At 72.8% G+C, this 25,072-nt stretch carries 20 protein-coding genes; 10 read left to right on the top strand and 10 right to left on the bottom strand.

The window, feature by feature from the left end; translation table 11 throughout:
- Positions 1-63: 63 nt before the first annotated feature.
- The 4 genes from JSX79_RS05810 to JSX79_RS05795 all read right to left on the bottom strand — a co-directional run bounded on the left by JSX79_RS05810 (position 64) and on the right by JSX79_RS05795 (position 6,213).
- Positions 64-3,039 (bottom strand): AAA family ATPase, encoded by a 2,976-nt coding sequence (locus JSX79_RS05810; RefSeq protein ID WP_229085435.1) that lies wholly within the window; start codon positions 3,037-3,039, stop codon positions 64-66.
- Positions 3,039-4,202, bottom strand: coding sequence for an exonuclease SbcCD subunit D (locus tag JSX79_RS05805; RefSeq protein ID WP_229085434.1), 1,164 nt, complete (start codon positions 4,200-4,202; stop codon positions 3,039-3,041). Before JSX79_RS05805 ends, JSX79_RS05810 begins: the two co-directional genes overlap by 1 nt.
- A gap of 61 nt (positions 4,203-4,263) precedes the next feature.
- Complete coding sequence (locus JSX79_RS05800) at positions 4,264-5,496, bottom strand: S24/S26 family peptidase (RefSeq protein WP_229085433.1); 1,233 nt, start codon at positions 5,494-5,496, stop codon at positions 4,264-4,266.
- A gap of 117 nt (positions 5,497-5,613) precedes the next feature.
- On the bottom strand, positions 5,614-6,213 hold the full coding sequence (locus tag JSX79_RS05795; RefSeq protein WP_229085432.1) for a hypothetical protein: 600 nt from the start codon (positions 6,211-6,213) through the stop codon (positions 5,614-5,616).
- Positions 6,214-6,449: 236 nt separating this feature from the next.
- Here JSX79_RS05795 and JSX79_RS05790 point away from each other — a divergent pair, with 236 nt between their 5' ends.
- Positions 6,450-7,016, top strand: a complete 567-nt coding sequence (locus tag JSX79_RS05790; RefSeq protein ID WP_071303514.1) for a MarR family winged helix-turn-helix transcriptional regulator — start codon at positions 6,450-6,452, stop codon at positions 7,014-7,016.
- A gap of 36 nt (positions 7,017-7,052) precedes the next feature.
- The gene (locus JSX79_RS05785; protein ID WP_229085431.1) at positions 7,053-7,562 is read left to right on the top strand and encodes a DUF664 domain-containing protein; all 510 of its coding nucleotides are present in this window, start codon (positions 7,053-7,055) and stop codon (positions 7,560-7,562) included.
- A 127-nt stretch (positions 7,563-7,689) separates the two neighbouring features.
- On the opposite strand, the gene JSX79_RS05780 is transcribed toward JSX79_RS05785, so the two are convergent.
- The gene (locus tag JSX79_RS05780; RefSeq protein WP_229085430.1) at positions 7,690-9,747 is read right to left on the bottom strand and encodes a DEAD/DEAH box helicase; all 2,058 of its coding nucleotides are present in this window, start codon (positions 9,745-9,747) and stop codon (positions 7,690-7,692) included.
- Between the two features lie 269 nt (positions 9,748-10,016).
- Positions 10,017-10,871, bottom strand: a complete 855-nt coding sequence (locus tag JSX79_RS05775) for a PPK2 family polyphosphate kinase (protein ID WP_071294488.1) — start codon at positions 10,869-10,871, stop codon at positions 10,017-10,019.
- Between the two features lie 140 nt (positions 10,872-11,011).
- On the opposite strand from JSX79_RS05775, the gene JSX79_RS05770 reads away from it, so the two are divergent.
- Positions 11,012-12,184 (top strand): alpha/beta hydrolase, encoded by a 1,173-nt coding sequence (locus JSX79_RS05770; protein ID WP_229085429.1) that lies wholly within the window; start codon positions 11,012-11,014, stop codon positions 12,182-12,184.
- Between the two features lie 199 nt (positions 12,185-12,383).
- Entirely contained in the window at positions 12,384-12,695 is a 312-nt protein-coding gene (locus tag JSX79_RS05765) for a hypothetical protein (RefSeq protein WP_229085428.1), read from the top strand.
- Here the strand turns inward: JSX79_RS05765 and JSX79_RS05760 are convergent.
- The 3 genes from JSX79_RS05760 to JSX79_RS05750 form a co-directional block, all read right to left on the bottom strand.
- Positions 12,692-16,147 carry an efflux RND transporter permease subunit gene (locus JSX79_RS05760; RefSeq protein ID WP_229085427.1) on the bottom strand — a complete coding sequence of 1,152 codons (3,456 nt, stop codon included), beginning with the start codon at positions 16,145-16,147 and terminating at the stop codon, positions 12,692-12,694. The two genes, JSX79_RS05765 and JSX79_RS05760, sit on opposite strands and share 4 nt — an antisense overlap.
- Before the next feature lie 33 nt (positions 16,148-16,180).
- Entirely contained in the window at positions 16,181-16,846 is a 666-nt protein-coding gene (locus JSX79_RS05755; RefSeq protein WP_092384554.1) for a DUF6518 family protein, read from the bottom strand.
- Positions 16,847-16,952: 106 nt separating this feature from the next.
- On the bottom strand, positions 16,953-18,404 hold the full coding sequence (locus JSX79_RS05750; protein WP_229085426.1) for a PLP-dependent aminotransferase family protein: 1,452 nt from the start codon (positions 18,402-18,404) through the stop codon (positions 16,953-16,955).
- Between the two features lie 60 nt (positions 18,405-18,464).
- Between JSX79_RS05750 and JSX79_RS05745 the strand changes: the two genes are divergently transcribed.
- From JSX79_RS05745 to JSX79_RS05735, 3 genes are all read left to right on the top strand, one after another.
- On the top strand, positions 18,465-19,130 hold the full coding sequence (locus JSX79_RS05745) for a YitT family protein (protein ID WP_229085425.1): 666 nt from the start codon (positions 18,465-18,467) through the stop codon (positions 19,128-19,130).
- Between the two features lie 76 nt (positions 19,131-19,206).
- Positions 19,207-20,094, top strand: coding sequence for a DUF4097 family beta strand repeat-containing protein (locus tag JSX79_RS05740; RefSeq protein ID WP_229085424.1), 888 nt, complete (start codon positions 19,207-19,209; stop codon positions 20,092-20,094).
- On the top strand, positions 20,091-20,672 hold the full coding sequence (locus JSX79_RS05735; RefSeq protein ID WP_071294482.1) for a PadR family transcriptional regulator: 582 nt from the start codon (positions 20,091-20,093) through the stop codon (positions 20,670-20,672). Before JSX79_RS05740 ends, JSX79_RS05735 begins: the two co-directional genes overlap by 4 nt.
- Positions 20,673-20,741: 69 nt before the next feature.
- Here JSX79_RS05735 and JSX79_RS05730 read toward each other — a convergent pair whose 3' ends face one another.
- A complete protein-coding gene (locus JSX79_RS05730) occupies positions 20,742-21,530 on the bottom strand; it encodes a MerR family transcriptional regulator (protein ID WP_229085423.1) in 789 nt (262 codons plus the stop codon).
- Between the two features lie 130 nt (positions 21,531-21,660).
- Between JSX79_RS05730 and JSX79_RS05725 the strand changes: the two genes are divergently transcribed.
- From JSX79_RS05725 to JSX79_RS05715, 3 genes are all read left to right on the top strand, one after another.
- On the top strand, positions 21,661-23,874 hold the full coding sequence (locus JSX79_RS05725) for an APC family permease (RefSeq protein ID WP_071294480.1): 2,214 nt from the start codon (positions 21,661-21,663) through the stop codon (positions 23,872-23,874).
- Between the two features lie 11 nt (positions 23,875-23,885).
- The gene (locus JSX79_RS05720; RefSeq protein ID WP_229085422.1) at positions 23,886-24,623 is read left to right on the top strand and encodes a hypothetical protein; all 738 of its coding nucleotides are present in this window, start codon (positions 23,886-23,888) and stop codon (positions 24,621-24,623) included.
- A gap of 124 nt (positions 24,624-24,747) precedes the next feature.
- Positions 24,748-25,011 (top strand): DUF3072 domain-containing protein, encoded by a 264-nt coding sequence (locus JSX79_RS05715; protein WP_070416997.1) that lies wholly within the window; start codon positions 24,748-24,750, stop codon positions 25,009-25,011.
- Positions 25,012-25,072: the final 61 nt, after the last annotated feature.

Below are 25,072 nucleotides of genomic sequence, written 5' to 3'. Positions count from 1 at the left end.
GGGCGCGGGCGGGTGCGTGCGCGGGGGCGCGTTCGTGCGCGAGGGCGCGTTCGTGCGTGGGCGTCAGACCGTGGTCGTCACCCGGGACCCACCGTCGGACGTGCGCCGCACGGCGATGCGCTCCGGGATCCGCTGCTTCAGCTCCTCGACGTGGCTGACGATCCCGACCTGACGGCCGCCCGCGGTCAGACGAGACAACTGCCCGATCACGTCGTCGAGCGTCTCGGGGTCGAGCGTGCCGAACCCCTCGTCGACGAACAGCGTGCCGAGGGAGACCCCGCCCGCCTCGGCCTGGACGACGTCGGCGAGACCGAGCGCGAGGCACAGCGACACCGTGAAGGTCTCGCCGCCGGACAGGCTGCGGGGGTCGCGCACGGTGTCGGTCGTCTGGTCGTGCACGGCGAGCGCGAGGCCCGTGCGCCGTGCACGTGAGCCGGACTCCCGCTCGTCGGAGGTCTCCAGCGTGAACCGGCCCGCGAGCATCGCCCGCAACCGGTCGTTCGCCGCGGCGACGACGTCCTCGAAGCGGCGCATGAGCACGTAGGTGCCGAGGGTGATCCCGGTGGGGTTGGCTGCTGCGACCCCTGCCGCGACGTCGGCGAGCCGCACCACGGCCCGGCTGCGCGCAGAGGTGTCGTCGCGAGCGCGCACCGCGGCGTCCAGCTCGGCTCCGCACCGTTCGGACGCGACGGCCTGGTCGACCGCCGTCGTGGCCGCGCGGACGGCTGCTTCGGCCGCGGCTGCGGTGGCGTCCCGTGCTGCGCGGGCTCCGTCGAGGTCGAGCGCTGCCGGGTCGTCGTCGGCCGCAGCGACGACCGCCGGTTCGGCGAGTCCCGCGTCGACGACCGCTCGGGCCTGGTCGGCACGGGCGACCTCGGCCCGGAGTGCTTCGGCGTCCGCTCGGTCGAGGAGCCCGGCGCGGGCGGAGGCGACGTCGTCGAACCCCTGCTCGGCGAGGACCCGGTCCACCTCGGCCGCACGTTCGCGGACGTCTGCTGCTGCCGAGTCCGCGCGGCTGTCGGCCTGGAGCACCGCGTCGAGTCGACCGACGAGCGCGTCGAGCGACTCGACCCCCTGGCGCAGGGTCTCCGGCGCAGCGTCGAGGTGTTCGGCCACGCGTTCGATCGCGGCCGACACCGCCGACTCGTCCTGCTCGAGGCGCTCAGCATCTGCTGCGGCTGCTCCGGCGAGGACGGCGCGTTCGGCGTCGACCTCGTTCCGCTGCCGTTCGAGGGTGCGCGTCCCCTCGTCGTGTGCGGCCCGCTGCTGTTCGAGGTCGCGCACGCGGACGGCCGCGTCGTGCGCCGCCGTCACGGCTGCGTCGGCCGCAGCCGCGAGGGCGTCGACGGTGTCGTCGTCGACGTCACCGAGGACATGCACGAGCCGGGCGAGTTCGGCCCGTTCGAGTGCGAGGGCCGTCGCGGCGTCACCGAGGGCGCGCTCGGCACGCCGGGCACGTTCGGCCGCGGCCTCGATCGCCTCGGTCCTGGGGTGGTCGTCCTGCGGTGTCGCGACGACCGGGTGCTCCGTCGCCCCGCACACCGGGCACGGGTCGCCCGGCAGGAGTGCGGCGCCGAGCTCTCCGGCGAGTCCGGCGATGCGGCGCTCCCGCAACTGCTGTTCGACCCGGACGAGCTCGTGGGCGGTGGCGCGGGCGGCCATGACGGTCTGCTCGGCACCCTGCACGCGCCGCTCGGACGCGGCCCGGGCGACGAGGTCGGCCCGGAGTGCACGGACACGCTCGACCTCGAGCCGCGCGGCCTCGGACCCGGCGGCCAGCGTGGCGGCGGCCCGGGCGTCCTCGACGATGCGGGCGCGTTCGGCGGGGCGGGCATCGAGCGCGGTGTCGAGGTCGGCGAGGCGTTCGGTGAGCAGGGTTCCGCGAGCGACGGCATCGGTGATCGCCTGACGCCTGCCGGGGAGCGCCCGTTCGAGGTCGATGCGATGCCGGACCGCGGCGAGGCACTCGGTCACGGCGGTCCGCTGGTGGGCGAGGGCGTCTCGGTCGGTCGTCACGCCGTGCTGTGCGCGGAGGGCGTCCGCCGCCGCGGCGGCGTGGTCGGAGCGGGCGCGTGCGGCGTCGAGCCCGTCGGCGACGACCGCGACGCGGGCAGCACGTTCGCCCGACGCCAGGCGTACGCGGGCCGCGGCGACCCCGTCGGCACCCGCGTCGAGTTCCGCACGACGTGCGACGAGGACGGCGCGGCGGTCCAGTGCGGCTGCACGAGCAGTGACCGACTGCTCGTGCGCCGCCGCAGCAGCGGCCGCGTGCGACGCGGTGGCGCGAGCGGACTCGGCAGCGTCGGCGGTCGCTCGGAGTGTCGCGACGGTCGCGGGGACGTCGGACTCGTCCGGCTCGTCGACACCCGCAGCCTGGGCGAACCGGTTCAGGGCGTCGCGGACCCGGGCGTCGGCGCCCTCGACCTCGGCCAGGACGGCGCGACGGCGGACAGCGAGTTCGTCGGCCGTCCGGTCGTAGACCTGCGTGCCGAACAACGACTGCAGCAGCTTGCGGCGGTCTTCGCCGGGAGACCGCAGGAACCGGGCGAACTCGCCCTGGGGCAGGACGACGGTCTGCAGGAACTGCGCCTTGTCGAGGCCGATGATCCGGGCGATCTCGACCGCGACCTCGGGGATGCGCGAGGACATCGGCTCACCGGCCACGTCGGCCGGCCCGGCGAGGCGGAACAACTGCGCGGAGGCCTGCTGCTTCACGGTGCCGGTCCCCCGCTGCTTCGGGCGCTGGTACTGCGGCGTGCGTCGGACGCGGTACACACCGGCACCGGTCTCGAACACGAGCTCGACGACGGGCTCGACCGCTGGGTCGGCGTGCTGGCTGTGCAACCGGTCGTCGCTCGCGTCGGCACCGGCCAGTCCACCGTAGAGGGCGAACACCACGGCGTCGATGATCGTCGACTTACCGGAACCCGTCGGCCCTTCGAGCAGGAACACCCCGGAGGCGGCGAGCGCGGCGAAGTCGATCGACACGAGGTCCGGGTAGGGGCCGATCGCGCGGAGTTCGAGCCGGTGCAGGTACATCAGCGGTCCCCCTCACGCTGGAGGGCCAGGGCAGCAGCTTCGTACGCCTCGGTCAGGATCGCGCGGTCGTCGTCGTCCGGCACGGTGCCGGTGGCGAACGACACGAAGTCGGCTGCCACCTCGACCGGGTCGGACGTCGCCGTGACCGCGCGGGCGGCGGCACGCTCGGCGCGGTCGGCCGGCTCGTGCGTGATGGCGAGGGCGTGGGGGAAGTGGTCCTTCACCCGGGCGTACATCCGTTCCGGGTGGACGGTGTCCGTCACGGCGACGCGGACCCAGGCGTCCGCCGCCGACCGGTGCGCCCCGGACTCGATCTCGTCGATCGTGGCCCGGACGTCGACGAGCCGCCGCGGCACGGGCGCCGGCACGAGCTCGGCCGTCACCTGCCCGGAGTCGTCGAGGTCGACGACCGTGACGGACTTCTGCTGGTGCCGCTCGCCGAACGAGAACGCGAGCGGCGAGCCCGCGTACCGCACGCGGTCGCCGTCCCCCACACGCTGCGGCCCGTGCAGGTGCCCGAGCGCGACGTAGTCGATGCCGTCGAACACGGCACGCGCCACCCGGTCGACACCGCCGACGCGGATGTCCTGCTCGCTGTCGCTCGGTTCGGTCCCGCCGACGAACGCGTGGGCCACGACGACGCTGCGCGTACCGGGCCGCTGGGCGAGATCGGCGCGGACGCGGTCCATCGCCGCACCGACGACGGCCTGGTGCGAGCGGGCGAGCGGCTCGTCGGGCACCGCCGCGAGGGCGTACCGGGTGAGGTCGGGGTGCAGGTACGGGATGCCGTACACCGCGACGAGCCCGTCGGCGTCGTCGACGAGGACCGGGGTGGCGATGCCTGCGGGTTCGGCGAGGATCCGCACCCGCGGGTCCATCACGCCGGCACCGAAGCCGAGTCGTGCGGCGGAGTCGTGGTTGCCCGGGGTGATGACGACCGTGGCCGTCTCGGCCAGCCGTTCGAGCACCCGGGACAGCATCCGGACGGCGTCGACCGGCGGGATGGCACGGTCGTAGACGTCCCCGGCGACGACGACGAGGTCGACCGCACGCGCCCGTGCCTGGTCGACGAGCCAGTCGAGGAAGGCCGCCTGGTGCTCGAGCAGGTCGGCACCCAGCAGTGTGCGGCCGAGGTGCCAGTCGCCGGTGTGCAGGATGCGCATGCGGTCACGGTAGCGCCGGCCGGGGACATCGCCGGGTGCCCCGCGGCGACCTGTGGAGAACTCAGGCGCAACTGAGGTTGGTACCGATGAGGGCCGTCTGGATCCGGGCGGTCGCGGTGCTCGTCGACGTCCAGTTCCCGAGGTAGTTCACGCGGACGGTGACGGTGTACACCTGGCCGAGGTTGAGGAGACCGGAGCCGACGACGCGCACGGGCGAGGTCGACTGGGTGGCGAGCACGGTCGTCCCGTTCATCACGGAGAACGAGGTCGCGGCCGGCCCACCGTAGGTGAAGCCGATGTTCACGGAGCCGTCGCCGTTCGGGGTGCAGGCGAGCGCGGTGGCCTGCGGGACGGTGAGGGCGTCGAACGAGGTGGACGTGACGGTGGTCCGCGACCACGGCCCGGCGACGGCCTCCGCCGGCAGGAGGAACCCGGCACCGCCCGCGAGCACGAGGACGGCGGCCGCGCCGCCGAGCCGGCGGAGCCGACGCGCTCGGCGGTCCGCGCGACGGAGGGTACGGCGGCTCACGACGGCGGTGGGGGCGGTGGTCGGGGCCGTGGCGACGCGCGGGGCGGGGTCGACCCGCGCCTCCTGGCCGTCACCGGCGCCGGCGCTGTCACCCACGCCGACGCCCACGCCGACACCGACACCGTCACGGACACGCACGCCGCCAGCGCCACCGTCCGGTCCGCCACCCGCGCCGCGCGACGCATCGTCGTCCGACGAACGCCCCGCCGGACCGACCAGCCGCCGCAGCGATCCGTCGATCGTGCAGAGCGCGAGCACCGCGACCAGACCGAGCGCCAGCATCCCGACCTTGCCCCACTCCCCCGCGCGGAGCCAGACGATCGGCGCACCGACGAACGGGACCCGCAGGAACGCGACACCGTGGACGGCCGAGGGTTCGACGGGCGTGGAGTCCTGCCGGGGGTTGGCATCGCCCTTCGTGACGATCGTGCCGCGCGGACCGTCCTCGACGTAGCGGTGCATGCGGAGGTGCCCGGGCTGGTCCGGGTCGTCGACGAGCAGGACCTTGCCCATCCGGACGTCCCCGGCCGACACCGGGCGGGAGACCACGACGTCGCCGGGGGTGAGCCGCGGCTCCATCGATCCGGTCATCACCGTCGTCGGCTGCCAGCCGATGACGGCGGGGGCAGCCGCCCAGAGCGCGAGCCCGAGCAGGGTCGCGACGACACCGCGGGCGAGCGTGGCCACGACGACGCGCCCCCAGTCGACGGCGTCACGGAGCACGTCGTGCGGCGTGGGACCGCCGTGCACTTCGATGCTGACCATGACTGCCTTCGACCGGGGGCGCGTTGTCGGACGGTGACGGACGGGCCCGCATCGGGCTCGGTCCCGGACGTCACGCGGTGGACACGGGAGCGTCGATCACGCTCCCGTGTCGCCGGCTCAGCTGTTCTGGGCCTCCCAGGTGAAGCCGAGGGCCGCGGTGCCGCCCTGCACGGTGTTCGGTGCGGTGCTCGAGACGGTGTAGGTGAAGCGGTAGACGCGCGACTCCGAGCCGCTGCCGGTCGGGGCCCAGCTGCCGACACCCGTGGCGAAGTTGGTCGAGGCCGTGCCGAAGCCCGCGACGGTGCCGCTGTAGAGCGTGCCGTTGGTCGACGCCGCGGTGAAGCCGGTGCAGGAGCCGAAGCCGCCGCCCGTGCCCTGCTCGACGGTGAGGTTGATGTTCGACGCGAGGGCGTTCGTCGTGGCTGCGTTCGTGCCGTAGAGCTTCACGGTCGAGGGCAGCGTGCCGGTCGAGGTGACCGTGATGCAGTTCGCGCCGGTCGAGCCGGGCTTGAGGCCGGTCGCGTTGAACAGCGCGGTGTTGTTGTCGTCGTCGGTGAGGGCGACGCTGCCGGCCGTCCAGTTGCTGGTCGGGTTGACCGTGGTGGCCGAGAAGGCCGAGTAGGACGCGGCCGAGACGACGACACCCGAGGCCACGAGAGCGGCGGGGATGGCGATCCAGGCGGCGAGACGCGCAGCGCGCGGGGTGACACGGGACATGACGGAGCTCCTGATCCAAAGGGGCGCCGGGGTTCCGCGGTGGTTGGTCGCGACGGCGCCGTGGTTGCTACGACGATCAAGCTACTTGAGCGCCGTGTGGCTCACAAGGGAAGCTACACCCCCACAGTTGGGGGTACCTCAATCGGTGAGATACTTGTTCAATGAGCAGCACGACGGCATACCCGTGCCGTCCCGCCGATCGCGCAGGCGATCACCCTCCCGAGAAGAGCCGCCCGATGACGGACACCACCACCGCGCTCGCGCGACCCCTGGACGCCGCGCAGCTCCCCCCGGCCCCCGTGTCGCCGACCGTCAGCATCCCCGAGGTCGACCCGGACGGCGACGTCGCGAAGCTGCTGACGGCGTTCCGCGTGCTGCAGATGCAGCACGCGCGCGTCCTGCACCACGAGAGCTCCACCCGCGGGCTGAACGCCACGGACGCCCGGTTCGTGTTCTTCCTCGCGTCCGCCGACGGCGAGGGCATCACCCCGAAGCAGGCCGGCGAGTACCTCGAGCTGTCCACGGGTGCCATGACGAGCCTGATCGACCGGCTCGAGAAGCGCGGCCACATCGAGCGTCGCCCGAACCCCGACGACCGCCGCAGCATCCTCCTCCACCTCACCCCGTCCGGGTCCGAGGTCGCGCGCGAGATCGGCGCCGTCTACTCGTCGGCGTTCCGCGAGGTCATCGCCCCCGGCGACCGCGCCGGCCTCGCCGACGCCTTCGACCGGCTCGGCGCTGCGCTCGAACGCCACTCGCGATCGGTCTCCGTCGCGGGGACGATCGCCGGCCTGCAGCCGTGACGAACGGTGTCGGACACCGCGCGTAGCGTTGCCGGCATGACCCCCTCAGAACTCCTCATCGAAGCGTTCTCCCGCGTCCCCGCCACGGTCGAGCGCGCCGTCAGCGGGTTGTCGGAGGACCAGCTGGCCGCACGTCCGGCCGCCGATGCGAACACCCTCGCCTGGCTCGCGTGGCACATCGCGCGCGGGCAGGACGCCCAGATCGCGGACCTCGCGGGCACCGAGCAGGTGTGGGCGGCGGACGGCTGGGTGGACCGGTTCGGACTGCCGTTCCCCGCCGAGGCGCTCGGCTACGGCATGTCGCGGGACGACGTCGGACGCGTCCGTGCCTCGGCGGACCTGCTGGTCGACTACCTCCGCGCGGTGCACGACCGCACGGTCGCCTACGTCGGCACGCTCGAGCCGTCGGACTTCGACCCGGTGGTCGACGACGCATGGGACCCGCCCGTCACGCGGGGCGCGCGGCTCGTCAGCATCCTCGACGACTGCACGCAGCACGCCGGGCAGGCCGGGTACGTGCGCGGGTTGCTCTTCTTCAACCGCTGACGCGGCGCATCGTGAGCAGAAAGGGTCGGGTCGACGGCGGCGACCCGACTGTTCCTGCTCACCATGTGACGGACGGGAGGCGCGGTGCCAGCTGGCACCGCGCCTCCCGTCCTGCCGCGGCTCGCGACTACCGCGCGGCGAGCTCCGCGACGATCCCGTCACCGGGGGCGGCGTCGACGAGGTCCGCCTCGATCTCCGCGTGCTCGAGGATGCCCTCGATCTTGCGGCGACGGCTGCGCGGGACGATCGTGACGACTGTGCCCTCCTTGCCGGCACGACCCGTGCGGCCCGAGCGGTGCATGTACGCCTTGTAGTCGTCGGGCGCGTCGGCCTGCACGACGAGCGACACGTCGTCCACGTGGATGCCACGGGCGGCGACGTCGGTCGCGACGAGCACGTTCACGCGGCCGCTCGTGAGGAGCTGCAGGTTGCGCTGCCGGCGCGACTGGTTCAGGTCGCCGTGGAGCGAGGTCGCGCGGATGCCGGCGTCCTCGAACTGGTCGGCGAGCCGCTCGGCGTAGGCGCGGGTGCGGGCGAACACGATGGTCTTGCCGGCGCCGGCGACGAGCTCCTCGAGGAGCTGGTCCTTCTGGCGCTGCTCGACCACGAGCACGCGGTGGTCGATCGTCGACGAGGCCTGGTCCTCACCGGCGACCTCGTGGACGGACGGCTCGTGCAGGAACTGCTCGACGAGCGACGCGACCTGGGCGTCGAGCGTCGCGCTGAACAGGAGCTTCTGGGCGCGGTTGCCCTCGGGGGTGACCTCGGCCGTGGCGGAGAGGATCTCCTGCACCGGCTCGAGGAACCCGAGGTCGCACATGTGGTCGGCCTCGTCGAGCACGGAGATGACGACCTCGCTGAGGTCGAGCGTCCCCTTGTTCATGAGGTCCTGCACGCGCCCCGGGGTGCCGACGATGATGTCGACGCCACGCTCGAGCGCACCGACCTGGCGGCCGTACGGGACACCGCCGTAGATCTGCGTCGTGAAGAGGCCCACCGAGCGGGCGATCGGCTGCACGGTGCGGTCGATCTGCAGGGCGAGCTCACGGGTCGGCGCGAGGATGAGCGCACGCGGGGCGCGGCCCATCTTGCGCTTCGTGCCGCCGCCGTTCTCCATGAGCTTCTCGACGAGCGGGGCGCCGAAGGCGATCGTCTTGCCGGAGCCCGTGCGGCCACGGCCGAGCACGTCCTTGCCCGCGATCACGTCGGGGATCGTCGCTGCCTGGATCGGGAACGGGCTCGTGGCGCCGAGTTCGGCCAGGGCGCGGGAGATGTTGCCGCCGATGCCGAGGTCGGCGAAGGTCACGCCCTCGACGTCGGCCGCGAGGGTCGCCTCGGCCTGGAGCTTCTCGAGCTTGACGTCGTCGGCGGGGACGAAGGGCTTGCGCTCGGTGTCGTCGCGGTCGAAGCGACGCGGGGCGCGGTCGTCGCGGTCGAAGTTCCGGCGCGGACGGTCGTCGGCGTCACGGCGGGGAGCGCGGTCGTCGCGGTCGAACCGGCGGGGAGCGCGGTCGTCGCGGTCGAAGCGACGGGGCGCACGGTTGTCACGGTCGAACCGGCGCGGGGCGCGGTCGTCGTCACGGCGGGGCGCACGATCGTCGCGGTCGAACCGGCGCGGCGCGCGGTCGTCACGGTCGAACCGGCGCGGAGCGCGGTCGTCGTCACGACGGGGCGCACGATCGTCGCGGTCGAACCGGCGCGGCGCGCGGTCGTCGCGGTCGAACCGGCGCGGAGCGCGGTCGTCGTCACGACGGGGAGCACGGTCATCGCGGTCGAAGCGACGCGGGGCACGGTCGTCGCGGTCGAAGCGACGCGGGGCACGGTCGTCACGGTCGAACGAGCGACGCGGACGGTCGTCGTTGTCACGACGGGGCGCACGGTCGTCGCGGTCGAAGCGACGGGGAGCGCGGTCATCGCGGTCGAAGCGACGGCCACCACGGTCATCACGCTGCGGGCGGCCCTGGCCACCGTCGCGCGGCTCCCAGTTCGGACGGCTCGGGCGCTCGCCCTGCGCCGCACGGCCGCGACGCTCCTCGGCGTCCCAACGCTGCTTCTGCCGCGGAGCGGACGGGTCGGCGGCGCGGAAACCGCGGTGCTTGCTGCTGCGAGCGGCGGGGGTGCCGTTCGGGTGACGGACACGGTCGGAGGCGCGGTTGTCCGCGCCGCCCTTGTTGTACGGGGCCATGGCTACTTTCTCGGGGTGCAGACGTACCGCAGCGCCCGGCAGCGACATCGGCGGGGGCTTGCGTGCGGAGAGGGGGTTCTTCCCGTCGCGGATCGACGTGAATCCAGCCCTCGAGCAACACACACCCAAACGAAAACTCCGTGATCGCAATGTCACGGCGTCGAAGGCCGACCGAGTGAGTCTACGCGATCGGACCGTCGCTGGCCAGCCCACCGCCGGGCCGGGGCTGCGAGGCGGGGGCGATCCGTGCCTCCTGGACCGTTCGCGGGTCAGGACTCGGCGAGCCGCTGCCGCTGCTCGGCCACGTCGAAGTCCGCTGCGGGCCAGGTGAGCTGCATGTCCTCGAGCGTGCGGAGCAGGAGCTGCTGCACGGCGAGCCGGGCGTACCACTTGCGGTTCGCCGGGATGACGTACCAGGGGTTCGTCGCGGTCGAGGTGCGGTCGAACACCGTCTGGTACGCGTCCTGGTAGTCGTCCCAGAGCAGGCGCTCGTCGATGTCGCCGGGGTTGAACTTCCAGTGCTTGTCGGGTCGGTCGAGGCGCTCACCGAGTCGTTCGCGCTGCTCGTCCTTCGAGATGTGGAGCATGACCTTGACGAGGCTCGTACCCGACGCGGCGAGCTCGTCCTCGAAGTCGACGATGGCTCCGTAGCGGCGCTCGATCTCCTCCGGCGGGGCGAACGCGCGGACCTTCTGGATGAGGACGTCCTCGTAGTGGGAGCGGTCGAAGACGCCGAGCTGGCCGGCACCCGGGAGCTGTCGCTCGATGCGCCAGAGGAAGTCGTGCTCGCGTTCCTCGGCGTTCGGCGCCTTGAACCCGGCGTAGTGCACGCCGTTCGGGTCCACCGCGCCGACGACGTGCGAGACGATCCCGCCCTTGCCCGCGGTGTCCATCGCCTGGAGCACGAGGAGCACGCGGCGCTGGTCACCGGCGGTCGAGGCGGCCCAGAGTCGCTCCTGCAGCGCGGACAGTCGGGAGGCCCCGGCGGCGAGCGCCTCGAGCCCGTCGATCTTCCGCCCCGGGAACCCCGGGGTGCCGTCGGGGTCGACCCGGTCGAGGCGGAACCCCTCCTCGACGCGGAGCAGTGGTTCGGGGTCGGCGTTCCAGGCCTTGCGACGGCTCACGGGTCCTCCTGCGGGGTCGTCACCATCCTGGCACCGCTGGACGGGTTCGTCCGGCGGTGGTCCTCGGGGCGGAGGAGGGGACGGTCGGTTCCTCCCGTGGGTGGACGACGGCGTGCGGGGACCGGGTTACCGTTGATCCGATGAGGTCAGGCCGTCGCACGCTGCTCGCGCTCGTCGCCGCGGTCGTGGCGCTCGGCGCGGTCGCGTCGTGCAGCACGGACCCGGTCGGTGACGAGAACCGCACGGTGACCGCCGGACCCGTGATCTACCCGCTGTCGCTCCGGTACCACGGCATCGACGTCGTCGCCGACGTGCCGTACGGGTCGGACGCGCTGCAGCGGCTCGACGTGTGCCTGCCGGCGGACAGTGCACCGGACACCACGAGGACCCCGACGCCGACGCCGGGCGGGACGGCTTCCGCGACGGCGGACGAGGTCGGGGCCGACGCGGCCGGAGCCGACGCGGCCGGGGACGGGAGTGCGAGTGGTGTCGGGAGTTCCGGGGCCGGCGTCGCCGCTGCGGGGGCCGGGGCAGCCGACGACGGGACCGTCACCGGCGACGCTGCCGGTGCTGGTGCTGGCGACGCCGCCGTCGCCGAGGCGGCCAGCGGCACGCGTCCCGCCGTCCTGATGATCCACGGCGGGAGCTGGTCCCACGGCGACAAGGCCACCGCCGCGTACCGATCGGTGTGCAAGTACCTGGCCTCCGAGGGCTTCGTCACGTTCAACGTCGACTACCGGCTCGCCCCGACGGACCCGTTCCCGGCCGGGCTGGACGACGTCCGACGGGCACTCGACTGGGTGTTCCGTCCGACGACGCTGTCCACCTACGACGTCGACAGCAAGCGGGTCGGGGTGTTCGGGGGCAGCGCCGGTGGGAACCTCGCGGCGATGCTCGCCGTGACGGACCACGACTCGACCGCCTACGCCGAGGGGGACCGGATCCGGGCCGTCGTCGACCTGAGCGGCCCCACGAACCTGACGACCCGCTCGACCGAGGCCGACGGCGTCTCCGCCGCGTTCCAGCGGAAGCAGTTGCTGTACCTCGGCTGCCGGACCTACTCGGACTGTCCGGCCGCGACCCGCGCATCGCCGGAGTACCACGTGACCTCGGACACGGCGCCGTTCTTCATCGGCCACTCCACCGACGAGTTCATCCCGCTGTGGGAGTCGCAGGAGTTCGCGGCGACGCTCCGACGACATGACGTGCCGGTGACGTTCGTCGCGGTCGAGGGGTCGGCGCACTCCATCGCGCAGCTCGACGAGGCGATGAGCAAGCGCGTGGCGAGCTTCCTGCGGGAGCACCTGGACTGAGGCGCGGCCGCGCGTGGCTGGTGGCCGCCGCGGCCCCGAGTCTCGGTTCGGCGGACGTTCCTCGGGCGGTGCGGCCGCGAAAGTGTCCGCGGGGCCGAGACTCGGGCACCGGCACCGGCGCCGGGCGCCACGTGCCCCGGCCGGGTGGCACCCGGAGTCGGGACTGCCGCTCGGCACCCGCGCACCGCAGACTTCGGGGGTGACCGACACCTCGATGCGCCCTGCACACGCGACTGCGTCCCGCTGGGAGCGGCACTCCTCGCTGCAGACGTTCGCCGAGCTCCTGCTCGGTCTGTCGTTCACCGCCGCGGTCGCCTTCGGCGGGTACGCGGCCGTGACCGGACGGATGACCGTGCTGTCGCAGGGCGCCGGCGTGGTGTTCCTCGTGACGCTGACGTGCGTCCTCGTGTCGTGGTTCCGTGCCGTCGAGCGCGAGGAGGCACCCGCGGCGGCGCCGGCGGCCTCCGTCGTCGACCCGATCTCGTCGATCGACGCGGAGTACCGCCGCTAGTCCTCCCCCGCCGCGGCCCCGCGTGCCGCGGCATCCCCCGCCGTGGCCTCACGCGCAGTGGCCTCCCCTGCAGCGGCCTCACGCGCCGTGGCCTCCCCCGCCGCGGCCTCACGCGCCGCCCGCCGATCGGCACGCCGCTCGAAGAGCCCCTCGACGAGGGCGTACAGCGACGGCAGCACCACGAGGGTGAGCAGCGTCGACGACACCAGCCCGCCGATGACCACGAGCGCGAGCGGCTGCGAGATGAACCCGGACCGGCCGGTCAACCCGACGGCCATCGGGAGCAGCGCGAAGATCGTCGCCAGTGCGGTCATCAGGATCGGCCGGAGTCGTCTGGTCGCACCCTCGATCAGGGCATCGTGCACGCGGAGCCCCCGGCGCCGGTACTGGTTGACGAGGTCGATGAGGACGATCGCGTTCGTCACCACGATGCCCACGAGCATGAGCAGGCCGATCAGCGACGCCACACCGAGCGGGATCCCCGTCACGATCTGCAGGAGCAGCGCGCCGGTGACCGCGAACGGCACCGACACGAGCAGCAGCAGCGGCTGCCGCAGGCTCCGGAACGTCGCGACCATGATCACGTAGACGATCAGGACCGCGACGAGCATGGCCAACAGGAGCTGGCTGAACGCCGACGACTGGCTCGAGGCGACACCGCCGATCTCGGCGGATGCGCCACGCGGCAGGTCGAGCGCGTCGACGGCCGCCGTCACGTTCTGCACGGCGGCGCCGAGGTTCGTCGAGTCCGGGGTCACCGTGATCGTGGCCGTCCGGACGGCGTTCGACGTCGTGATGGACGTCGGCCCCTCGGACTGCTCGACGGTCGCCAGGTCGGACAGCGGCACCGACCCGGTCGAGGTGGGGACGGACAGCGACCGCAGTGCTGCGACGGTCGTCGGGGGCTCGGGGTCGGCGATGTACACGTCGAGCGTCGCGTCGTCGATCTCGATCGTGCCGGTGTCGCGGGGCGAGACCGCCGCGGCGACGATCCCGCCGACCTGCGTCTCGGTCAGCCCGCGCTCCGCGGCCGCCTGCCGGTCGACCCGGACGGCGAGGTACGGCTCGGACGCCGACAGGTTGCTCGTCGCGCCGGTCGTGCCGTCGACCTTCCGCATCTCGCGCAGCACCGACGCCGCCGCGGTCCGGAGCTCTGCCTGGGTCGGCGCGGTGACGTCGACCTCGATGTCGCTCGAACCGCCGAAACCGCCACCGGCCGACGAGAGGCTGACCTCGCCGACGCCGTCGATCCGGTCGATGCGGTCGCGCGCGGTGGACTGGATGGTGGTCTGGTCGTCGCCGGCGTCCGTCGTCACGTTGTACTGCACGGAGGCCGACGCCCCGCCCCCGAAGGCCGCCTGGATCGACTGCCCGCTCGTCCCGATGGTGGTCTGCACGGTCTGCACACCCTGGACACCGCGGAGCACGCGCTCCACCTCCTGCGCCGCGTCGGACTGCTCGTCGAGGCTCGTCCCCGGCTCGAGGTCCTGCGTGACGGTGAAGGTGTTCTGCCCGGAGTCGCCGAGGTAGTTCGTCTTGACGAACGGCACGGCGGCCGCGGTGCCGCCGAGCACGAGGACCGCAAGGACCACCACGAGCGCCGGCCGACCGATGGCCCAGCGGAGCACGGGCTGGTACCCGCGCCGGAGCCGGTCGGACGTGCCGGCGTCGTGCAGGTCCTCGGCGGACGACAGCGCGGTGGTCGCAGCGGACCCGTCGGCAGCAGCCCCACCGGCAGCAGCCCCACCGGCAGCAGCACCGCCGGCAGCAGCGCCACCAGCGACGGTGCCACCGGCGGCAGGCGTCCGGAGGAACCAGTACGCGAGCACCGGGACGATCGTCAGCGACACCAGCAGCGACGCCACGAGCGCCATCGTCACGGTCAGGGCGAACGGCCGGAACAGCTCGCCGACGAGCTCCGCGACGAACGCGACCGGCAGGAAGACGGCGACGGTGGTGAGGGTCGACGCGGTGACGGCGCCGGCCACCTCGCGGACGGCGTCGAGCACCGCCCGGGTCCGGTCCACCCCGGGCTGCAGGTGCCGCTTGATGTTCTCGATGACCACGATCGAGTCGTCCACCACGCGTCCGATCGCGATGGTGAGCGCGGCGAGCGTGATGACGTTCAGCGTGTACCCGGTCGCCCGCATGCCGATCGCGGCGAGGAGCACCGAGGTCGGGATCGAGATCGCGGTGACGATCGTCGACCGCACCGACAGCAGGAACAGCAGGATCACGACGACGGCGAACCCGAGGCCGAGGAGCCCCTCTTCGGCGAGGGAGTCGATGGACTGCTGGATGTAGGGCGCCTGGTCGAACACGACGGTGAACCGGGGGTCGCCGGCGACCTTCGCCTCGATGCCGGGGAGGGCGTCGCGGACCGTCTTCGAGACGTCGACGGTGTTCGCTTCCTGCGTCTTGGTGATCGCGATGGTCAGTGCCGTCTCGCCGTTCACGCGGCTGATCGAGGTGCGCGGCGACTCCTCGATCGCGACCTTCGCCACGTCGCCGATGGTGGTCGGCGTCGTCGCGGCGGTCCCGGCGGTCGATCCACCGGCGGTCGCACTGGAGGCGCCGCTCGCCCCCGCCGCACTACTCGCCGCCGTCCCACTGGTCCCGTCCGCCGACCCGGTCGCGTCCGCCGAACCGGTTGCGCCCGCCCCGTCGGCTCCAGAGCTGCCGGACGACGCGGTCCCGGACGACGACCCGCCGCTCGACGACGCGGTCAACGGCAGCCCCTCGATGTCCTTGATCGAGGCGATCCGCTCCCCCGTCTGCACCGACAGCGTCGTGCCATCCTGGGTGATCGTGCCACCGGGGACGAGCGTCCCGTTGTCGTCGAGTGCGTCCGCGATGGACTGGGTGCTCAGGCCCCGCGACGCGAGCTCGTCAGTGTCCGGGGTGATCACGACGCGGCGCCCCGGGTTGCCGAAGACGTCGGCCTGCCGGACCCCGTCGAGCTTCTCGATGTCGGGGATCGCCGTGGCGTTCAGCCGGTCGACCAGCTGTTCCTGGTCGCCCTTCCCCGTGACGGCGAGCTGCAGCACGGGCAGGTCGTCGAAGGACCCGGTGACGATCTGCGTCTGCACGGTGTCCGGGAGCGACAGGGCGTTCACCGCGGTCTGGATCTTGTCCTCGGCGCTGGCGAGGTTCGATCCGTAGTCGAACGACGCCGAGACGACGCTCTGCCCGGTCGACGACGTCGCGGTGGTCGACTCGAGGTTCGGCACGACCTGGATCGCCTGCTCGATCTTCGTCGACACGTCGTTCGACACGACCTCGGGCGTGGCACCGGGGTACGCGCTGACGATGGCGACCTGCGGGAACTGGACGCTGGGGATGAGCTCCTGCTTGAGGCTCGTCAGCGCGATGCCGCCGAACACCGCGACGACGACGGTGACGAGCGCGATGAGCGCCCGGTTGCGGAGGCTGAAGACCGAGAGGAGGTGCACACCCTGATCCTTGCAGGGCGTCCCTCGACGCGCTCAGCCGCCGAGGAGCAGGTACGCGCCGAGCACGCCCACGGTCCCGAGCACGCCGGTCGCGAGCGCCACGATCCGGCCGAGCGGGGTCCGTGCCGTCACGACCGCCACGACGAGGACCGCGAGACCGACGACGATCTCGACCACCCAGGTCACCGGCCCCGTGGTGTCCGCGACCTGCAGCAGGGCCCGGACGCCCTCGCCGACCAGCACGGCGGCGGTCGCCCCGAGCGCTGCCCCGCGCCACCCGACGTCCCGTGACCGGAGTGCCACCGCGACCGCACCCGCGAGCACCCCGGCGGGGATGCCCATCAGGACCCAGAAGTTCGTGATCGACAGCACGTCCGGGTAGCCGCGCAGGTTCGTCGCCGCCCAGTACCCCACGTGCATGAGCTCGAGGAGCACGACGCCGAGCACCATCGCGACCGGCGACGCCCAGCGCCCCGACCGCACACCGGCGAGCAGGCACAGCGCAGCCGCGACGACGAACCAGGGTCCGGCGGAGTTCGCGACGGAGGAGAGTCCGGGCACCGCCTGCCCGAACGAGGTCAGCACCCCGGCGAGCAGTGCCCCCGTGAGCGCCATCGAGACCCGGGCGGCGGCGGGCACCGCGTGGGTCGGAGCGGGCGCCGGACGGGCCGTCGTGCCGGCGTGCATGGTCGTCTCCATGGGACCAGGATCCCGGTGGCCGGGCGTCGCACGCATCACTCCGCAGAGCCAGATCGCACGAGGGGCGTCACCCCGGAGGATGACACTGCCGAGCGAGGAGGGCGCGTCACACCACCGCGGCGAGCGACCCCCGCACGCCGGCGGCGTCGCCACCGATCCGTGCCCACGACCGTTCGAGCACGTCGACGAGCCGCACCCGGTCGGCCGGGGACATCGTGAACGGCACCCGCAGGAACCGCTCGAACCCACCGTCCAGCCCGAAGACCCCGCCGGACGCCAGCACGACGCCCTCGGCGCGTGCGGCGAGCACCAGCGCGCTCGACACCGGTCGCCCGAGCCCGACCCACGTCGTCAACCCGCCCGCCGGCGACGGCACGTCCCACTCCGGGAGCCGCGCGCGCAACGCACCCACGACGTCGTCGCGACCCTGACGCAGGTACTCGCGCCGCGCCTCCAGGACCGCCGCCGTCCGCGGGACGAGCTCCCGCGCGACCAACTGGTCGAGCACGGGCGTGCCGAGGTCGCCCGTCGGCCGGGCGAGGAGCAGCCGCTGCAGGAGCGCCGGTGCGGCGCGGATCCAACCGATCCGCAGGCCGCCCCAGAACACCTTGTCGGCCGACCCGATCATCACGACCGATGCCCCGGACGGGTCGGCCGCTGCCAACGGCAGGGACGGCGAGCCCTCGATCCGCAGCTCGCCCATGGTCTCGTCCGCGATGACCGTCGTCCCGGTCGACGCGGCGACGGACAGCAGGAGCTCCCGGGTGGACGCGGACATCGTCGCTCCGGTCGGGTTGTGCAGCTCCGGCATGACGTACGCGACCGCCGGCGCCGTGCGGCGCATCGTGGTCTCGAGCGCCGTGGCGTCCCACCCGGTCCGCGCGTCGACGGGCACGCCGACGAGTCGACCGCCGACCTCGCGGAAGGCCTCGTGCGCGTGCGGGTAGGTCGGGGACTCGACGAGGACGGCGTCGCCCCGGCGGACGAGCACCCGGGCGAGCAGGGCGATCGCGTGCTGCGCCCCGATCGTCACGACGACCTGGGACGGGTCGGTGGGCAGGCCGCGTTCGGTGTACCGCTCGGCGATCGCCGCGCGCAGCCCGGGGTCCCCGACGGTGTCGTACCCGATGCCGGCGAGCGCCGCGGGCACGTGCCGCACCGCGCGCTCGACCGCCTCGGCGATCCCGGGAGCCGCGTGCAGTGCGGCCTTGCGGAGGTCGAGCAGGTCGTCGTCGACGACACCGCCGAGCCGTTCCGGGTCCGGTCGGCCGATCAGCCCGGCCGGGAGCCGGACCACGCTGCCGGACCCCCGGAGCGACACCACGAAGCCGTCGGACCGGAGCCTCGAGTACGCGTTCGCGACCGTGGTGCGCGAGACGCCCAGCGCGGTGGCGAGGCCCCGCTCGGCGGGCAGCCGCACGCCCTGCGGGATCCGCCCGTCGATGACGAGCACGCGCAGCGCGTCGGACAGCGCCTCGTACGCGGGGGCGTCGGTACCGGCGCGCCAGTCGGTGAGGAGGAGCGCTGCGGATCGGGCACTGAGCAGGACCGGGGTCATGGATCCACGGTAGCGGAATTGGTTCTCGACCCGCAGTCCAATCTCCACGACGATCGAGCCATGCCCCGCTCGACCGCCCTCACGCTCCGCTTCGCCCAGCTCTTCGTGGGCCTGTTCCTCTACGGCGCCTCGACGGCACTGCAGGTGCGTGCGGTCGTCGGGGTCTCGTCGTGGACGGTCCTCACCGAGGGCCTCGAGAACGTGGTGCCGTGGTCCTTTGGCGTCATCACCGTGGTGTCGAGCGGCATCATCCTGCTGTTCTGGATCCCGCTCCGCCAGAAGCCGGGCATCGGGACGCTGCTCAACGCCCTGGCGATCGGACCGAGCGCCGACCTCGTGCTCTGGCTCGTCCCGACGCCGTCGGAACTCGTCGGCCGGGTCCTCCTGTTCGTCGCCGGGCTGGTGCTCCTGGCGGTCGCCACCGCGTTCTACATCGGCGCCGGCTTCGGCACGGGCGCTCGTGACGGCCTGATGGTCGGCCTGCACGAGCGCCTCGGCTGGCCGGTGTGGGTGGCGCGGACCGTCATCGAGGTCTCGGTCGTGATCGTCGGCTGGTTCCTCGGCGGCGACGTCGGAGCCGGCACCGTGGTCGCGGCGTTCGCGATCGGTCCGATGGTGCAGCCGCTCATGCCGGTCTTCCGCCGGTTCCCGTGGAGCCCGGAACGGACGCGTGCCGCCACACCGGTCCAGGAGGCGCGGGTCGCCGCCGCCTCGGAGGTCGCCTAGAGCCCTTGCGTGCGTCCGGGTCGCGATATAACGTGTCTGCCACAGACGCGATACATCGCGAGTTCGAGGAGGCAACATGGCCCAGGAGAAGTGGCTCGTCGAGGAGCCGAAGGTGATCGACACCGGGATCGTCCGCCGCTTGCGCGTGGGCCTCGCCGGAGGACAGGTGGACGTCGTCGCGCACGACGAGCCGACCGCCCGCGTCGAGGTGCACAGCGTGTCCGGCAAGCCGATGAAGATCGAGCTCGACGGCGACACGCTCACGATCGACCACCCGCAGGTCCGGTGGGACGACCCGATCGGCTTCCTGAAGTCGTTCCGTGGCAAGGCCCACGCCGACGTCAGCGTCCTCGTGCCCCGCGACGCCATCGTCACCCTCGGCGTCGTCTCGGCCGGGGCCCTGCTGTCCGGCACGAACCGCGGCGCCACGCTCAACACGGTGTCCGGCGACCTCGTCGTCGACGACGTCGCGGGTGACGTCACCGTGAACGCGGTGTCCGGCACGACGACCATCCGCGAGCTCGACGGTGCACTGACGGTCCACACCGTGTCCGGCGACGTCGTGGCGACCGGGGCGATCCCGCGGTTCTCGGCCGACGGGGTGAGCGCCGACGTGGTGCTCGACCTGCACGGCACCCCCGACCAGGCCCGCGTCAACACGGTGTCCGGTGCGGTGAGCGTCCGACTCGAGGACGGCGTGCCCTACCAGTGCACCGTCAGCACCGCCTCGGGCAAGCTGCAGTTCGACGACTCGGAGATCCGCGGCGTGCGGGGTTCCTACGTCAAGCAGGGCGGCGAGTTGTCCGGGCAGTGGCTCGACCTCAAGGTGAACTCGGTGTCCGGCGACATCGCGGTGCTGCACGCCCCACCCGTCGCGGAGCCGACGGCACCGACGACACCGACCGCGCCGGCTGCGCCGACCACGCCCGCGGCCCCGGTGAACGACGGCGAGGTGCCCGAATGAGCCCCGTCTTCGCGCACGGCCACCTGCGCCTCTACCTGCTCGTGCTGCTGGCGGACCACCCGATGCACGGGTACGAGGTCATCCAGGCCCTCGGCGACCGCTTCGGCGGCACCTACGTCCCGAGCGCCGGCACCGTGTACCCGCGGCTCGCCAAGCTCGAGGAAGAGGGGCTCGTCACGAAGTCCGCGGACGGTCGGAAGACCGTCTACGCGATCACCGACGCGGGCCGTGCCGAGCTCGACGCCCGTGCCGACGAGATCGCCGCGGTCGAGAACGGCGTCAACGACTCGGTGAAGTCCCTGGCCGACGGCGTCCGCGCCTCGGTGGGCGAGGCGATGCGGTCGCTCCGTGCCGACCTCGCGGCGAGCGCGCAGGCACCGCGCGGACGGACCGCCGACGAGCCCGTGGACGTCCCGTCCGAGGGCGCCCGCGCCCTGCGCGAGGTCGAGATGGTCCTGTCGTCGTTCCGGCAGCAGGTCCGCGCGGACCTCCGCCGTCGGGCGACCCGCGGCACGCTCGGTGCGGACACGGTCACGCGTCTGCGCGACGGCCTGGAGGCGCTGCGCAAGTCCCTCTGACGACCGGCGGCCGACAGACGGTGACGACCCGCGCCTCCAGGCAGTCCGCCAGGAGGCGCGGGTCGTCCGTCACAGACCGCGGTCGGCCAGGGCGTGCATCGCGTCCCGCAGGGCGCGCGCGGCACCCGCGCCCGCCCACTCGTAGGCGTGCGTGAACCGTTCGTCCTGCACGTACATGTCACCGAGCGTGCGGAACCGGTCGGCGGTGAGCTCGGCCGGGGGCGTCGCCTCGGCGAGCCAGGCGAACTGGCGCCGCGCGAGTGCCGTGCCGGCCTCCGATGCCGGACCCGCGCCCGACGCGGCGAGCGCTGCGGCGTCCTGCGCGATCGCCCACTGTTCCGCCTGGAAGGCCTCCTTCGCGGCGGGGTCCTTCGACTCCCACCAGCGTGCGCCTCGGTCCCAGGCCGCGGGCCCCCAGCGCTCCTCGACCTCCTGCCGGAAGCGCGTCTGGTCGAACCCGTCGAACGTGTCGGTGGCGTTCATGTCCTGTCCTTCCTCGATCCTCGTGATGGTGGTCCGCACGGCCGCGAGCTGCCGCGCGAGCCGGTCGCGCTCGCGTTCGAGCCACGCGACGTGCGCCGTGAGGGCTGTGACGTCGTCCTGCTCGCCGTCGAGGACCCGGCCGACGTCGGCCAGCCCGAGTCCGAGCCCGCGCAGCAGGAGGATCCGTTGCAACCGGACCAGCGCGCGGTCGTCGTAGCGTCGGAGCCCGCCCTCGCCGACCGCGGTCGCCGGCAGCAGGCCGATCGCGTCGTAGTGCCGGAGCGTGCGGCTCGACACACCGGCGGAACGCGCCACGTCGGCGATGCCGTGCGGTGCTTTCGCAGCTGCGGCTGCCGTGTCTGTCGAATCCCTCATGCAGACCACGGTAGAGGTTGACGCAGCGTCAACCGCAAGGGGTTTCCGGGGTGCGCCCGACCCGAACCGGCACGGACGGGGAATACCACCGGGGTCGGTCGTGTTGACTCGCGCCCGGAAATGAGTAGGTTTGCCGCTCGTGACGAACGAGATCCGGTCGTTGAAAGCGCGACTGATCGGGGATCCCCTCCCCTCCGAGAAGCTCGAGGGACAGCTCCTCCCGAAGCACCTGGCACTGCCGATCTTCGCGAGTGACCCGCTGTCCTCCGTGGCGTACGCGCCGCAGGAACTCCTCATGATCCTGCTGCTCGGCGGGATGGCGTTCCTGACGTTCGCCCCGTGGGTCGCCGCCCTCGTCGTGCTGCTGCTCGTCGTGGTCGTCGCGTCCTACCGACAGCTCATCAAGGCGTACCCGTCCGGCGGAGGCGACTACGAGGTGGCGCACCGGAACCTCGGCGAGAAGGCGGGGCTCGTCGTGGCCTCCGCACTGCTCGTCGACTACGTCATGACGGTGGCGGTCTCGGTCGCGTCCGGCGTGGACAACATCATCTCCGCGCTCCCGTTCCTCAACGAGTTCCGGGTCGAACTGGCCCTGGTGTTCGTCGTGCTCCTCGCCGCCGCGAACCTCCGGGGTGTCCGCGAGTCGAGCAAGGCCTTCGCCGTGCCGACCTACCTCTTCGTGGCGAGCGTCTTCGTGATGGTCGTCGTCGGGCTCGTCCGGGCCGCGGCCGGCAACGCCCCGGTCGCGGAGTCCGCCGCCTACACCGTGCAGAACGTCGAGCACACGACGCAGGCAGCGTTCATCCTGCTGCTCCTCCGCGCGTTCGCGTCCGGCTGCTCGGCGCTGACCGGTGTCGAGGCGATCGCGAACGGCGTGCAGGCGTTCCGCCGCCCGAAGATCAAGAACGCGCAGATGACCCTCGTGTTCATGGGGTCGATCGCGATCGTGCTGTTCGTCGGCCTCATCACGCTCGCCCTCATCTCCCGCGTGCACTACGCCGAGAGCGCGTGCGACCTGCAGGGCTTCGCGCAGTGCGCCACGACGCCGCAGCGTTCCCTGATCGCGCAGATCGCGGCCGCGACGTTCGGCGACAACACGGTCCTCTTCTTCGTGATCCAGGCGACGACCGCGGCGGTGCTGCTGCTCGCCGCCAACACGGCGTTCAACGGCTTCCCGCTGCTCGGGTCGATCCTCGCGCGCGACTCGTACGCCCCGAAGGCCCTGTCGACCCGCGGCGACCGGCTCATCTACTCGAACGGCGTGATCGTGCTCGCCCTCGTCGCGGCGGCGTTGCTGATCGTGTACCGGGCGAACGTCACGAGCCTCATCCAGCTCTACATCATCGGTGTGTTCGTGTCGTTCACGCTCGGGCAGACCGGGATGATCGTGCACTGGACGCGGTTGCTGCGGGCGGACCGGGCGGGCACCGCGGACGGTCCGGTCAACCGTGGGCAGGTCATGCGCTCCCGTGCCATCAACGCCACCGGCGCGACCTTCACGTTCGTCGTCCTCGTCATCGTCACGATCACGAAGTTCACGCACGGCGCCTGGCTCGTGTTCCTGATCATGCCGATCCTGTTCGTGCTCATGCTCGGCGTGAACCGGTACTACCGCGACGTCTCGCACGAGATCGAGGCCGACGAGGAGACCCGGTTCGGCGCGACCGGCGACCACGCGATCGTCCTGGTGAACAAGCTGCAGAAGCCCGTGCTCAAGGCCCTCGACTACGCGATCGCCGCGAAGCACGCGAGCTTCGAGGCCCTGCACGTCGCGATCGACGACGCCGATGCGGCCCGACTCCGGGCGCAGTGGGAGGAGTACGGCATCGAGGTCCCCCTGACCATCGTGCCGAGCCCCTACCGCGACATCTCGATGCCGCTCATCAAGTACATCAAGGCACACCGGATGGAGCACGGCTCCGAGGTCGTGACCGTCTACACGCCGGTCTTCATCGTCGGGCACTGGTGGGAGACCTTCCTCCACAACCACCGCGGTCGTCGCATCCGGAAGAAGCTGTTGCTCGTGCACGGCGTGACCGTCGCGCTCGTGCCCTGGCTGCTCGACTCCTCCGAGCTCCTGTACGGCCGGCGATCCCGCCCGCTCCCCGGCCAGGAGCGTCGCGGCGAGCCGATCCGCCCGGCACTCCGCCGCTCCCCGCACGGCGTCGTCCAGCACGACGCCGAGGACGACCGGCTGCTCCGGTCGGCCCAGCGGAACAGCCTGCAGCCGCGCCGCGCGACCCGTCCGGCCGGTCCCGCCGAGGGCGTCGACCCGACCCAGTGCACCGGCGAGATGCACGTCCTCGTCCCGTCGCCTCCACGCGGCGACGGTCGGTCGTCGTAGCATCTGTCGTCATGACGATCTCCGACCTGCGCACGTTCGCCACGTTCGACGGGCACGGCGGCAAGGTCTCGAAGCGCGTCGAGGTGCTCGACCACGAGCCGACGCCCGGCGGCCCGCACGAGGGACTCGTCGCCGTCCGCGGCCCGCACCCCCTCGGTGCGCTCGACGAACGGGCGGCCGAGGACTCGACGCACCGCATCGGCTGGGTCGACCCGGCGACGCTCCGCGACTGGTACCGCCCGGACCGCGTGGTGGTCTCCCGCATCGAGGCGCGTCGGTCCGGCATCGAGCCCGGCACGTACGCGGATTCGCGCGGTCGCGGTCGGGTCCGGATCGACGGCCTGGAGGCGCGGCTCGCCCCCGACGGTCGGCCCGCCTTCCGCGCACTGGCGGGTTCCGCGGACGCCCCGGTCGTCGACGTGCCGCTCCCCACCGACCAGGCGGTGCGGCTCGTGGCGGTGCGCGCGGTCGACGAGGGCCTCGAGATCGTGACCACCCCGGTGTCGCCGTTCCTGTCGCCCGGTCGGTACCCGGCCTTCGGCGACGACGTCGTGGGGCTGCCGCCGCGCTCGGGCACCGGGCACGTCCTGGTCCGCGCTGCCGTCCTGATCGACGGAACCCTGCACGAGGTCGAGCGGATCGACGAGCGTGCCGCGACGATCTGGATCCGCCGCGAGGACCGGTCGGTCCCGATCGCGGTGAGCTCGGTCGGTCCGGACCTGGTGCGGTACACCGCGGTCGCGGACTGACCGCGGGTGCTGCCGCGGGTGGGCGCTCCCGCGGGCGTGGGCGCTGCCGCGGGCGTGGGCGCCGCGTGTCCGGGGGACGCCACGGTGGGGTTTCCGGTCGGGGGTGCGGCGTAGCGTCCACGCCATGAGTGACGCAGACCCGATCGACGACCGCACCGACCAGCCCGAGACCCTCGGCGGCGCCCGCCCCGACCCCAGCACCGACGCCAGCAAGGACCCCGAGCAGTGGGTCACCGGTGACGAGCCCATGACCGGGCCGCAGCGCAGCTACCTCGACACCCTCGCCCGCGAGGCCGGCGAGGAACTCCCGGCCGACCTCACCAAGGCCGAGGCCTCGGAGCACATCGACCGCCTGCAGCAGCAGACCGGACGCGGCGCCGATTCCTGAACGCGGGTCCGCGCTTCTGCGGACCCGGGCCTGGGCATGTTCTGGTGATGTCCGGGAAGTC

This window comes from Curtobacterium sp. GD1, from assembly GCF_020882855.1.
GTDB lineage: Bacteria > Actinomycetota > Actinomycetes > Actinomycetales > Microbacteriaceae > Curtobacterium.
Note: the sequence above shows the minus strand (reverse complement) of the source record. Positions and strands in the feature narration are given on the sequence as shown.